This is a genomic window from Streptomyces sp. NPDC002032 (assembly GCF_042890765.1).
GTDB lineage: Bacteria > Actinomycetota > Actinomycetes > Streptomycetales > Streptomycetaceae > Streptomyces.
This window is the reverse complement of record NZ_JBIASM010000002.1, coordinates 237,633-250,415: the sequence shown is the minus strand read 5'-3', so window position 1 is coordinate 250,415 and position 12,783 is coordinate 237,633. Positions and strand designations below refer to the sequence as shown.

General features: G+C 69.2%; 9 protein-coding genes. 4 read left to right on the top strand and 5 right to left on the bottom strand.

Annotated features, from left to right (window positions below; genetic code table 11):
* Positions 1–13: 13 nt before the first annotated feature.
* The 5 genes from ACFYYT_RS05290 to ACFYYT_RS05270 all read right to left on the bottom strand — a co-directional run bounded on the left by ACFYYT_RS05290 (position 14) and on the right by ACFYYT_RS05270 (position 8,572).
* Positions 14–976 carry an ABC transporter permease gene (locus ACFYYT_RS05290; protein WP_388606978.1) on the bottom strand — a complete coding sequence of 321 codons (963 nt, stop codon included), beginning with the start codon at positions 974–976 and terminating at the stop codon, positions 14–16.
* Positions 969–1,913: an ABC transporter permease gene (locus ACFYYT_RS05285; protein ID WP_351828597.1), complete on the bottom strand. Its 945-nt coding sequence runs from the start codon at positions 1,911–1,913 to the stop codon at positions 969–971. Before ACFYYT_RS05285 ends, ACFYYT_RS05290 begins: the two co-directional genes overlap by 8 nt.
* A gap of 95 nt (positions 1,914–2,008) precedes the next feature.
* Positions 2,009–3,631 carry an ABC transporter substrate-binding protein gene (locus ACFYYT_RS05280; protein WP_351828594.1) on the bottom strand — a complete coding sequence of 541 codons (1,623 nt, stop codon included), beginning with the start codon at positions 3,629–3,631 and terminating at the stop codon, positions 2,009–2,011.
* A 448-nt stretch (positions 3,632–4,079) separates the two neighbouring features.
* Positions 4,080–5,984 carry a translational GTPase TypA gene (gene typA, locus ACFYYT_RS05275; protein WP_351828593.1) on the bottom strand — a complete coding sequence of 635 codons (1,905 nt, stop codon included), beginning with the start codon at positions 5,982–5,984 and terminating at the stop codon, positions 4,080–4,082.
* Positions 5,985–6,319: 335 nt separating this feature from the next.
* A complete protein-coding gene (locus ACFYYT_RS05270; protein ID WP_351828590.1) occupies positions 6,320–8,572 on the bottom strand; it encodes an ABC transporter family substrate-binding protein in 2,253 nt (750 codons plus the stop codon).
* A 353-nt stretch (positions 8,573–8,925) separates the two neighbouring features.
* Here ACFYYT_RS05270 and ACFYYT_RS05265 point away from each other — a divergent pair, with 353 nt between their 5' ends.
* The 4 genes from ACFYYT_RS05265 to ACFYYT_RS05250 all read left to right on the top strand — a co-directional run bounded on the left by ACFYYT_RS05265 (position 8,926) and on the right by ACFYYT_RS05250 (position 12,748).
* Positions 8,926–9,144 (top strand): hypothetical protein, encoded by a 219-nt coding sequence (locus tag ACFYYT_RS05265; RefSeq protein WP_351828588.1) that lies wholly within the window; start codon positions 8,926–8,928, stop codon positions 9,142–9,144.
* A 100-nt stretch (positions 9,145–9,244) separates the two neighbouring features.
* Positions 9,245–10,069: a hypothetical protein gene (locus ACFYYT_RS05260; protein ID WP_351828585.1), complete on the top strand. Its 825-nt coding sequence runs from the start codon at positions 9,245–9,247 to the stop codon at positions 10,067–10,069.
* 1 nt (position 10,070) lies between these two features.
* Complete coding sequence (locus tag ACFYYT_RS05255) at positions 10,071–11,975, top strand: fumarate reductase/succinate dehydrogenase flavoprotein subunit (protein WP_351828584.1); 1,905 nt, start codon at positions 10,071–10,073, stop codon at positions 11,973–11,975.
* Positions 11,972–12,748 (top strand): succinate dehydrogenase/fumarate reductase iron-sulfur subunit, encoded by a 777-nt coding sequence (locus ACFYYT_RS05250; RefSeq protein ID WP_351828581.1) that lies wholly within the window; start codon positions 11,972–11,974, stop codon positions 12,746–12,748. The genes ACFYYT_RS05255 and ACFYYT_RS05250 overlap by 4 nt, the downstream gene beginning before the upstream one ends.
* Positions 12,749–12,783 lie beyond the last annotated feature (35 nt).

The following is a 12,783-nucleotide window of genomic DNA, read 5'->3' as shown; positions in this document are numbered from 1 at the left end:
CGTACGCCCTTCCTCAGCGCAGCTTCGGGTCGAGGGCGTCGCGCACCGCGTCGCCGACCATGATGAACGCGAGCACGGTGATGCTCAGCGCGGCGGCCGGGAAGAGGAGCACGTGCGGTGCCTGGAGCCAGCGCACGGAGGCGTCGCTGACCATCAGGCCCCAGGAGATGCCGGGGGGCTGGACGCCGATGCCGAGGTACGACAGGGCCGCCTCCGCACCGATGTACACGCCGAGGCTGATCGCGCCGACGACGATCACGGGGGCGATGGCGTTCGGCAGGATGTGGCGCATGGTGATGCGCATCGTGCCGGCACCGAGGGCGCGCGCCGCGACCACGTAGTCGTTGTTCTTGTTCTGCAGTACCGAGGACCGCATGATGCGGAAGATCTGCGGCCAGCCCAGGGTGGCGAGCACGACGGACACGGTCCAGGCGTTGCCCTTGCCCAGGCCCGACATGATCAGCATGCCACCGAGGAGCAGCGGGATGGCGAAGAAGATCTCGGTGAAGCGGGACAGGAGGCTGTCGACGATGCCGCCGACCCAGCCGGCCAGCAGACCGAGCGCGCCGCCGACGACGACCACCAGGGTGGTGGTGACGATGCCGACGATGATCGAGTTGCGGGCCGCCCACACCGTACGCGTGTAGACGTCGCAGCCCTGGACGTCGAAGCCGAACCAGTGGTCGGCGCTCGGCTTCTTCAGGGAGTCCTGGAGCTGGCAGGCCCCGGCGGTGAACGGGCTGTCCGGGGTGAACCACTGCGGAACGGCGGACAGCACGATCAGCAGCAGCACCAGCGCGGAGCCGATCAGGAAGATCGGGTTGCGGCGAAGGTCCGCGACGGCGTCCGACCAGAGGCTGGCCTCGCGCTCCTTCTTGGGCTTCTTGCCGGAGGGGGCGGCCGGTGCGCTCGTCGAGGGCGCGCCGGCGGTCGTGGTCTCGGTCAACTCATCCCCCACCGTAGTTGTCTCACGCATAGCGGATCCTCGGGTCGAGCACGGCGTACAGCATGTCCACGATCAGGTTGGCGACGAGGTAGACGATGATCAGGAGCGAGACGACGCCCACGATCACGGTGCCTTCCTTGCGGTAGACCGACTCGGCCAGCAGACCGCCGACGCCGTGGATGTTGAAGATCTTCTCCGTGATGACCGCGCCACCCATCAGCGAGCCGAGGTCGGCGCCGAGGAAGGTGACGATCGGGATGAGCGCGTTGCGCAGCGCGTGACGGGTCACGACACGGCGGCGGGGCAGGCCCTTGGCCGTGGCGGTGCGGACGTAGTCGGCGCGCATCGTCTCCATGAGGCTGGTGCGGGTCAGCCGCGCCACGTACGCCAGCGAGGTCGAGGCGAGCACCAGCGCCGGGAGCAGATAGGCGCGGATCCCGTCGTTCTCGTTGAAGGAGACGGGGAAGAAGTCGATGCCCCAGCTGTTCTTCAGCTGCACGCCGAGCGTCAGCTGGAGGATGAAGCCGCTCACGAAGACCGGGATCGAGATGACCAGGAGCGTGGAGAGGAGCACGAGCTGGTCGAGGAACTTGCCGCGGCGCAGGGCGGCCATGATGCCCGCCAGGACGCCGACGCCGGCCTCGATCAGGAAGGCCACGATCGCCAGGTTCATCGTGTAGGGGAACGCTTCGGTGATCTTGTCCCAGACGGAGCGTCCGGTCAGGGTCTCGCCGAAGTTGCCCTGCACCAGGTTGGAAATGTAGTTCCAGTACTGGGACAGGAAGGAGTCGTCGAGGTGGTACTTCTCCCGAAGCATCGCCGCGACGAGCGGGTCTGCCTTCTTCTCTCCGGCCAGTGCCTGAATGGGGTCACCGGGGAGCTTGAAGGACAGCCAGTAAATGAGGAACGTTGCACCGATCAGGACAGGGATCGCCTGTATGAGTCGGCGGATGAGGTAGCGGCCCATCAGACCTCCAGCAGAAGAACAGGGGGAAGGGGGCAGGCAGACGGAAACCTGATTCCGTCTGCCCGCCCCCGGGGTCCCCTAGTGAAGAGGGGGTGTTAGTTGAGCTCGACGTTCGCCAGGTCCATGCGGCCCTGGGCGTCGACCTCGACGTTCTTCACGGACTTGGAGTAGGCCGAAGAAGACATGTACGTGAACACCGGGATGTACGGAAGGTCGTGGATGACGATGTCATCGGCCTTCTGGTACAGCTTCAGACCCTCGGCGGGGTCGGTCGCCCTGTCGGCGTCCGCCATGGCCTTCTCGAACTCTTCGTTCTTGTAGTGGCCGTAGTTGGAGCCGTTCTCGATCGCGACCTTCGAGAAGATCGGACGGAGGTAGTTCTCCGCCGCCGGGTAGTCCATGGACCACGCCATGCGGAACGCACCCTTGTACTTCGAGGCGCCCAGGTCGTCGAGCAGCTCGCCGAACTTGGCGAACGGCTTGGCGGTGACCTCGATGCCGAGGTTCGCCTTCAGCTGGTTGGCGACGGCCTCGATCCACTCCTTGTGGCCACCGTCGGCGTTGTAGCCGAGCTCGATCTTGTTGCCGGGAACACCGCCGGCCTTGTCGAAGAGCTCCTTGGCCTTGGTCGGGTTGTACGTCCCGAACTCGCCCAGCGCGCCCTTGCGGTAGCCCGGGATGATCGGGCTGATGAAGTCGTCGGCCGGCTTGCGGGTGCCGTTGAAGATGGTCTTCGTGATGGCTTCCCGGTCGATGGCCATGGAGATGGCCTGACGGATCTCCAGCTTGCCGAAGGTCTCCGGGTTCTGCTCCAGCGGCAGGCCGAGGTAGCCGACGCCCGACTCGGGCTTGTAGATGTAGCGGTCGCCGAACTCCTGGGAGACGGAGGCCATCGCCGAGACGGGGAGCTTGTCGACGATCTGGATGTTGTCCGAACGCAGGTCGTTGTACGCCGTGTCCAGGTTGTCGTAGATCTTGAAGGTGACGCCGGCGAGCTTGGCGCGGCCCTCGGTCGGGTACTTGTCGTACCGCTTGACCTTGATCTGCTTGTTGTGGTCCCAGGCGCCGTCCATCTGGAAGGGGCCGTTGCCGATCGGGCTCTCGCCGAACTTCTTGGCGCCGTCGGTCTCGAAGGCCTTCGGCAGCGGGTAGAAGGCGTTGTAGCCCAGCATGGTCTTGAACTGGGAGAACGGCTCCTTCAGCGTGACGGTGAAGGTGCGCTCGTCCACGACCTTGAGGCCCTTGAGCTCCTTGGCGGTGGGCTTCTTGTCCTTGCCCGGGGCCAGCTCGTCGGCGCCGTCGATCTTCGAGAAGAACGGCATGCCCTCGGCGGCGTTCTCCTGGTTGGCACCCCAGTTCCAGGCGCGGACGAAGGACTGGGCGTCGACCTTCTCACCGTTGTGGAAGGTGAGGCCGTCCTTGACCTTGATGGTCCAGGTCTTCGAGTCCGTGGTCTCGATGGACTCGGCGGCGGCGAGCTTCGGCTCATTGGTCTTGTTGTCGTAGTCCACCAGACCGGTGAAGAGCGCGTGGAGAACCTCCGCGCCCTCCGACTCGGCGGTGTTCTGACCGATCAGGCCGTGCTGCGGCTCGCCGAGCACCACCGTGATGTTGCCGCCCTTGCCGCCGGCGTCGTCCTTGCTGGTGCTGCAAGCCGTGGCAGCCATCGCCACGATGACGGCACCCGCGACCCACTTGGCGCTCGTTGCTCCGCGCATGGGTATTTGCCTCCTCAGGAGTCACTGTCGATTCGTGAAGGACCCGGCTCCCGCTGACACCCCTGACAGCGAAATCCGGTCCCATCGTGTGTGCTCGTGAGTCGACGCTCCCCACAGCGTGTGACCCATTGACCCGAGCTCAATGGAGCCATCCTCAGGGACTCACAGACCGTAAACCACACTTAAGTGGTCTCGTTTTCACAACATCACCGCATGGCGAAAACCCGAAATCCGGACAAACGGATAGGAGACAGACACGTGCGAAACGGACGGTTAGCTCACCTTCCGGAGTGTCACGGTCGGAATGCGGACACTCGAGCACAACAATCCGCTTGACAAAAGCGAACAGCCCCTCCCACACCGGACCGGTGTGGGAGGGGCTGCTCTCGGACCTACGGCTCTCGGCCAGTGTCCGGTCGGAGTACGGCTCGCGTACCCGACTCGTCCGTTACTTGCCGGACTTGGCGCGCGACGCGGTGCGCGAGCGCTCCTTCTGGTCCAGGACGACCTTGCGGATGCGGACGGCCTCCGGGGTCACCTCGACGCACTCGTCGTCGCGGCAGAACTCCAGGGACTGCTCCAGGGAGAGCCTGCGGGGCGGCACCACGTTCTCGGTGTTGTCCGCGGAAGCCGCACGCATGTTGGTGAGCTTCTTCTCCTTGGTGATGTTCACGTCCATGTCGTCGGAGCGCGAGTTCTCGCCGACGATCATGCCCTCGTACACCTCGGTGCCGGGCTCGGTGAACAGGACGCCGCGCTCCTGGAGGTTGATCATCGCGAACGGCGTGACCGAACCGGCGCGGTCGGCGACCAGCGAACCGTTGTTACGGGTCACCAGCGGGCCGAACCACGGCTCGTGGCCCTCGTGGATCGAGTGGGCGATGCCCGTACCGCGGGTGTTCGTCAGGAACTCCGTACGGAAGCCGATCAGGCCGCGCGACGGGACGACGAACTCCATGCGGACCCAGCCGGAGCCGTGGTTCGACATGTTGTCCATGCGGCCCTTGCGGACGCCCATGAGCTGCGTGACCGCGCCCATGTGCTCCTCGGGGACGTCGACCGTCATGCGCTCGACCGGCTCGTGCACCTTGCCGTCGACGATCTGGGTGACGACCTGCGGCTTGCCGATGGTCAGCTCGAAGCCCTCGCGGCGCATCTGCTCGACCAGGATGGCGAGCGCGAGCTCACCGCGGCCCTGGACCTCCCAGGCGTCGGGGCGCTCGGTGTCGAGGACGCGCAGCGAGACGTTACCGATCAGCTCGCGGTCCAGACGGTCCTTGACCTGGCGGGCGGTGACCTTGCGGTCCTTGACCGCGGACTTGGCGTCCGCGCCCTTGCCGCTGCCGCCGCGGCCGACCATCGGGGAGGTGTTCGTACCGATGGTCATGGAGATCGCCGGCTCGTCGACCGAGATCAGCGGGAGCGCGATCGGGTTCTCCGGGTCGGCCAGGGTCTCGCCGATCATGATGTCGGGGAAACCGGCGACCGCGCAGATGTCACCCGGGCCGGCCACCTCGGCCGGCTTGCGGGTGAGCGCCTCGGTCATCATCAGCTCGGTGATGCGGACGTTGGAGATCGTGCCGTCACGCTTGATCCAGGCGACGGTCTGACCCTTGCGGAGCTCACCCTGCTCGACGCGCACCAGGGCGATGCGGCCGAGGAAGTTGTCGGCGTCCAGGTTGGTGACGTGGGCCTGGAGCGGCGCCTCGTCGTCGTACACCGGGGCGGGGACGTGCGCCAGGATGGTGGAGAAGAACGGCTCCAGGCTGTCGCTGTCCGCGGGGACGGTGCCGTCCTCGGGCTTGGTCAGCGAGGCGACGCCGTCACGGCCACAGGCGTAGACGATCGGGAACTCGATCTGCTCCTCGGTGGCGTCCAGGTCCAGGAACAGGTCGTACGTGTCGTTGACGACCTCGTCGATCCGGGAGTCCGGGCGGTCCGTCTTGTTGATGCAGAGGATGACCGGCATGTTCGCCTGCAGGGCCTTGCGCAGGACGAAGCGGGTCTGGGGCAGCGGACCCTCGGAGGCGTCCACCAGCAGGACGACGGCGTCCACCATCGACAGACCGCGCTCGACCTCACCACCGAAGTCGGCGTGGCCGGGGGTGTCGATGATGTTGATCGTGATGGGCGCCCCGCCGTCCTTGGGGTGGTACTTCACCGCCGTGTTCTTGGCGAGGATCGTGATGCCCTTCTCACGCTCCAGGTCGTTCGAGTCCATCATGCGGTCGTCGAGGTGCTGGTGGGCGGCGAAGGCACCGGCCTGCTTGAGCATGGCATCGACGATGGTCGTCTTGCCATGGTCGACGTGGGCGACGATGGCGACGTTACGGATGTCGTGGCGCGTGGGCACTTCGGCGCTTCTCCCGGGATCGTGGATGGCGTCGCGTACGGTCCGGCACGCGCGCCTCGACCGGGCGGAAAACCTGCCACGGCCTTACCCCATCCTACGTCGGTTGGCGGGAACCGCCTGCCGGGGGGTCTGTCAAGGGGCCGGACGACTGAGCGGGGCCGGGTTCGGGGTGGGGGTACCCGGCCGTGGACGGAGCCTGTGTTCATGCGGGTCAATGGGTGTTCACGACCTTGCCCGCCGGGGATCCGGCGGGCAAGGGACTTGAGTCACTTCTGAGGTAGTGACCCGCGGGTCAACCTGACAGGAGCCGCTTTTTCACCACATGTTCTCCGTGGCTACTTCTTCTTCTCGTCCTTCGCCGTGGGCGGCTTCTTCCAGCCGATGTCCTGGTAGCGGGGCGCTCCGAGGCCGAAGGCGCCGGCGTTGGCCAGGCCCGGCTTGGCGGCGACGAGCTCGGGGCGCTGGTAGAGCGGGATGGAGCCGGCCGCGGCCCAGATCCGGGCGTCCGCCTTGCGCATCAGCTCCCGGGCCTGCGCCTCGTCGAGCTCCCCGGCCGCCTGGTCGAAGAGCTGGTCGATGTGGTCGGTCCCGACCCGGGTGTAGTTCTGTTCGACCACGAGCGAGCCGTCCGCCGCCGGCTCCGGCTTGGCGAAGATGGGCCGGGCGTCGGTGGCCGGGAAGGCCGTGGCCGGCCAGGAGTAGAGCGCGAGGTCGTACTGGCCCGAGGCGACGTGGTCCTTGAAGAAGCTCTCGTCCGCGACCTTCTTCAGCTCGGTGGCGACCCCGATCTTCTGGAGCATCCGGGAGATCCGCTCGCCGACCGTGCGCAGCGCCTCCGAGCCGGGACCGGACGGCAGGACGAAGCGCAGGGTGAGCGGCTTGCCGTCCTTGGCGAGGACGGCGCCGGAGGTGCGGCCCGTCTGCTTGGCGGGGGCCGGGGCCGGAGTGGCGCGGGCCGGTTCCTTGTCGTCGGCGCCCTCCCCGTCGACGCGGCGCGCGGGGCCCTCGGGCAGGCCCTCCGGCAGGCCCTCCGGCAGGGCCGCGGCCGGCTGCGCGCCGTGGTCGGCCGGGGCGCCCGGACGCGCGGCGGTCTTGTGGGCGGTGGTGCGCAGGTCGCCGTTGCGGCCGTCGTCCTGGCCCACGATGTAGAGGCCGTCGTTGCCGGTGCCGGGGCCCGAGGGGGTCTTCGAGTCGTCCTTCTTCGTGCTCTCGTCGCTCTCGGAGCCCGCCTTGGCGCCCGGGTCGGTGAGCTTGCCGTTCTTGCGCCAGCCCGCGTCCGCGAGGAGGGCCTGCGCCGCCTGGGTGTCCTGACCGCCGAGGGCGTCGCTGTTGTCCGCGTACGCCTGCTGCCCGGCCAGCGCCAGGTGGCTGCCGACCGGCTGGGCGGGCAGGCCGAGCGGCTTGAGGACGATCTCCGCCAGCTCCTTGCGGTCCAGGGCCCGGGCCACCGCGCGCCGGACCCGCTCGTCGGTGAGCGGGCCGGAGGCCCCGTTCATGGCCAGCTGGGTGTACGCGGGCTCCAGCGACTTGCGGACGTCGAAGGAGCGCAGCGCCGACTGCTCCTCGGCGTACTTCTTCACGGCGTCCGCGTTCTTGTCGCGGCGCTCCTGCTCCTCCCGGGCCTTCGTCTCGTCGGCGCCGTGGGCCAGTGCCCAGGACAGGGTGGCCTGCGCGGGGGTCAGCGCGGCGGCCGGTCCGTGGGCTCCGTTGACCTGTCCGGCGTCGCGGTGGGCGAGGGCGATGCGGTCGGCGCCCGCGCGGTCGATCTCGGCCAGGTCGAGCTTCCCCTCGGCCAGCGCCGCCGGGCGGGCCGCGCGGGGCACCGCCGTCAGGACGAGGGTGTCGAGCTTCGCGGCCCGGCCCCACCAGCGCGGGTTGCGCGTCAGGGCCGCGGTGCCGGTCTTCTTGTCGATGGCGCCGAGTCCGAAGGGGCCGGCGGTGACCTTGAGGGTGCCGCGGGCGCCCTCGTTGAAGGCCTCCGGGGTGCCCATGACCTGCTTGGGGTAGAGCGGGCTGAACAGGGAGCGCCAGTCGGCGTACGGCTTGGCGAAGGTGACCTTGACCTCCAGGTCGTTCTTGCCGCGCTCGATCTTCTCGATCCGGTCGTACCCGGCGTTGCGGGCCGTCCAGTACGCCGAGTCCTTGCCGTTCAGCGCCCGCCACTGGGCGACGAAGTCGGCGGCGCCGATCTCCCGGCCGTCGCTCCACACCGCCTTCTGGTTCAGCTTGTACAGGACGACCTGCTTGGGCTCCCGCTCGACGACCTCGGCCTTCTCCAGGTAGTCGGGGTTCGCCACCGGCCGGCCCTTGGCGTCCAGCACGAACAGCTGCGGCAGGACCGCCCCCGCGATGCGGGAGGTGGTGGCGTCCGCGTCGGCCTGGAAGGTGTTCAGCGTCTCGGGGAGGGCGTCGACCGCCCAGCGCAGGACGCCGCCGTCGGCGACGCGGTCGCGGGCCGTCACCGCGATGTCCGGGCCCGCCGCGGCCGGCCCGCCCTCCTCGTCACCCGCCCCGCAGCCCGCGAGCAGCGGCAGCGCGAGGACTCCCGAGGTGAGGAGCGCCAAGGACCTGCGCGTTCTCTGGGTCATGGGTGGTACCTCCGGGGCGGGGCGTGGGCCGTGAAAGTGGGGGACTTGATCACGTTCGGCGGTATATGGAGCTGATCACACTGGTGCCGGGACCCACTGAAATAGACAGCCCGCCAAGCGCTCCGCAGCGGGAGCTCGCCACGCCGCGAACCCCACCCGTGCGGACCAATCCGGCTTGCGGACGGGCGGGAGTTCCCCCGGACGAGGGACGCGAGCGGGTCGGGAAGGGGCGCACGGTTCAAGCCCGCGCGCCCGCAATCGCTGCACGTCCCTTCACAACCGGGGACGGGAGGCGCGACACTGCCAGGCGCCCGTGAGCGTTGCCATCGCACCCGCGGAAGTGAGGTCATGTCATGTCCCTGCACGACGATCTGACGGCCGTACGACGCAATCTGAACGAGCTGGTCCGCTCGGTGGAGCGGCTGGAGCGGGACGTCGCCCGGCAGTCGCCGGCCGTCCCCGAGGCCGATCCGGCCCGGATGGTCTCCGTACCGGACACCCCGTACGACAGCTCCCTGTGGACGGACTCCGACGACGAGGGCCTCGGCGCGCGCGACCGGCGCGCCCCCTGACCCCGCCCGGCAGCGCCCGTCCGCGCACTCCCCATCGGGCCCGGCCGTCCGGCGGCCGCGCCTCCTGGGCCACCCCTCATCACTCCACCCGGAGTCCCCTTTGGCCACAGGCACGGAACCACCCCAGCAGCGGCCCGGCGGGGTCCACGGCCCCTCCCGGGCCGCCATCGCGGCCCGGCACCTGCGCACCGACCGGTGGTGGCTGTCGCCCGCCGGCACCGCGGCCGGGCTGCTCGCCTTCATCGCCTACTCGACGTGGCGGGCCTTCTCGAACGCCGACTACTACGCGGCCCCGTACGTCTCGCCCTTCTACTCGCCCTGCCTGGCGGAGAACTGCGCGACCATGCGCGGCGGCCCCAACCTCGACCTCTTCGGCAGCTGGTGGGGCCTGTCCCCCGCGCTGCTGGTCCTGGTCTTCCCGCTCGGCTTCCGGCTGACCTGCTACTACTACCGCAAGGCCTACTACCGGGGCTTCTGGGCCTCGCCGCCCGCCTGCGCCGTAGCCGAGCCGCACGCCTCGTACTCGGGCGAGACCCGCTTCCCGCTGATCCTCCAGAACGCGCACCGGTACTTCTTCTACGCGGCGCTGCCGGTCGCCGGGATCCTGACCTACGACACCGTGCTGACCTTCCGCGACGGGCACTACGCCTGGGGCCACATGGGCCTGGGCACCCTGCTCTTCCTCGTCAACATCGTGCTGATCTGGGCCTACACCCTGTCCTGCCACTCCTGCCGGCACATCATGGGCGGCCGGCTCAGGCACTTCTCCAGGCATCCGGTGCGCTACCGGCTGTGGGGCTGGGTGAGCCGGCTCAACACCCGGCACATGCAGCTGGCCTGGGCCTCCCTGATCAGCGTGGCCGCCTGCGACTTCTACGTGTACCTGCTGGCCACCGGCGCTTTCACCGACCCGAGGATCTTCTGACATGGCACAGGTGGAACGGCAGGGGTGGGACGTGGTCGTGGTCGGCGCGGGCGGCGCCGGGCTGCGGGCCGCGATCGAGGCCCGCGAGCGGGGCGCCCGTACGGCGGTGATCTGCAAGTCCCTCTTCGGCAAGGCCCACACGGTGATGGCGGAGGGCGGCATCGCCGCCTCCATGGGCAACGTCAACGAGGGCGACAACTGGCAGGTGCACTTCCGCGACACCATGCGCGGCGGCAAGTTCCTCAACCAGTGGCGGATGGCCGAACTGCACGCGAAGGAGGCCCCGGACCGGGTCTGGGAGCTGGAGACCTGGGGGGCGCTCTTCGACCGCACCCCCGACGGGAGGATCTCCCAGCGCAACTTCGGCGGCCACGAGTACCCGCGCCTGGCGCACGTCGGCGACCGTACGGGCCTGGAGCTGATCCGCACCCTCCAGCAGAAGATCGTCCAGCTCCAGCAGGAGGACTTCAAGGAGTACGGGGACCACGAGGCCCGGCTCAAGGTCTTCCAGGAGTGCACGGTGACGCGGGTCCTGAAGGACGGGGGGCGGGTCTCGGGCACCTTCTGCTACGAACGCGAGAGCGGCCGGTTCTTCGTCCTGGAGGCCCCGGCGGTGGTGCTGGCCACCGGCGGCATCGGGAAGTCCTTCAAGACCACCTCCAACTCGTGGGAGTACACGGGCGACGGCCACGCGCTGGCCCTGCTGGCCGGGGCCCCGCTGCTGAACATGGAGTTCGTGCAGTTCCACCCGACCGGCATGGTCTGGCCGCCCTCCGTGAAGGGCATCCTGGTCACGGAGTCCGTCCGCGGCGACGGCGGCGTGCTGCGCAACTCCGAGGGCAAGCGGTTCATGTTCGACTACGTCCCGGACGTGTTCAAGGAGAAGTACGCCGAGTCCGAGGAGGAGGGCGACCGCTGGTACGAGGACCCGGACCACAACCGGCGTCCCCCCGAGCTGCTGCCGCGCGACGAGGTGGCCCGGGCCATCAACTCCGAGGTCAAGGCGGGCCGCGGCTCGCCGCACGGCGGGGTGTTCCTCGACGTGTCGACCCGGATGCCGGCGGAGCGGATCAAGCGGCGGCTGCCGTCCATGTACCACCAGTTCAAGGAGCTGGCGGACGTGGACATCACCGCCGAGCCGATGGAGGTCGGCCCGACCTGCCACTACGTGATGGGCGGGATCGCCGTCGACTCGGACACCGCCGCCACCGCCGGCGTACCGGGGCTGTTCGCCGCCGGTGAGGTCGCGGGCGGGATGCACGGCTCGAACCGGCTCGGCGGCAACTCCCTCTCCGACCTGCTGGTCTTCGGCCGCCGGGCGGGGATGCACGCGGCGGAGCACGCCGCGGCCTGCGACGTCGCCCGCCCCGCGGTCTCCCAGGCGCAGATCGACGCGGCCGCCGCCGAGGCGCTGGCCCCCTTCCACGCCGCCGAGGGCGCGGAGAACCCGTACACGCTCCACCAGGAACTCCAGACCACCATGAACGACCTGGTCGGGATCATCCGCCGGGAGGGCGAGATGGCCGAGGCCCTGGAGAGGCTGGCCGCCCTGCGCGTGCGCGCCGCCCGGGCCGGGGTCGAGGGGCACCGGCAGTTCAACCCGGGCTGGCACCTGGCGCTGGACCTGCGCAACATGCTGCTGGTCAGCGAGTGCGTGGCCCGCGCCGCGCTGGAACGCACCGAGAGCCGGGGCGGGCACACGCGCGAGGACTGGCCGGCGATGGACCGGGAGTGGCGGCCGGTGAACCTGCTGTGCCGTCCGGCGGATCCGGCCCCCGCCGATCCGGCGGCCGGCCGGATCGTCCTCGTACGCACCCGTACCGAACCCATCCGCCCGGACCTGCTCGCGCTGTTCGAGAAGGACGAGCTGGCCAAGTACCTCGCCGAAGAGGAGATGTACGAGTGACGAGCTACGACGCACGCTTCCGGGTCTGGCGGGGCGACGCGGAGGGCGGGGAACTGCGGGACTTCACCGTCGAGGTGCACGACGGCGAGGTGGTCCTGGACATCGTGCACCGGCTCCAGGCGACACAGGCGTCCGACCTCGCGGTGCGGTGGAACTGCAAGGCGGGCAAGTGCGGTTCGTGCAGCGCGGAGGTCAACGGCCGCCCCCGGCTGATGTGCATGACGCGGATGTCCGTCTTCGCGCGGGACGAGACGGTCACGATCACCCCGCTGCGGGCCTTCCCCGTGGTCCGGGACCTGGTCACGGACGTGTCGTTCAACTACGCGAAGGCGCGGGAGGTTCCGGCGTTCGTCCCGCCGGAAGGGCTCGCGGCGGGCGAGTACCGGATGCAGCAGGTGGACGTGGAGCGCTCGCAGGAGTTCCGCAAGTGCATCGAGTGCTTCCTGTGCCAGGACACCTGCCACGTGGTGCGCGACCACGAGGAGAACAAGGGCGCCTTCGCCGGCCCCCGGTTCCTGATGCGGGTCGCCGAGCTGGACATGCACCCCCTGGACGCGGCCGCCGAAACCGGCCTCGACCGCAAGCGCGCGGCCCAGGATGAGCACGGCCTCGGCTACTGCAACATCACCAAGTGCTGTACGGAGGTCTGCCCGGAGGGCATCAAGATCACCGACAACGCGCTGATCCCGCTGAAGGAGCGGGCCGTGGACCGCAAGTACGACCCGCTGGTGTGGCTGGGCAGCAGGATCCGGCGGCGTTCCGGCCCCGAGTAGTTCCCTTCGCGGTACACAATGCCCCCTGGTGAGCG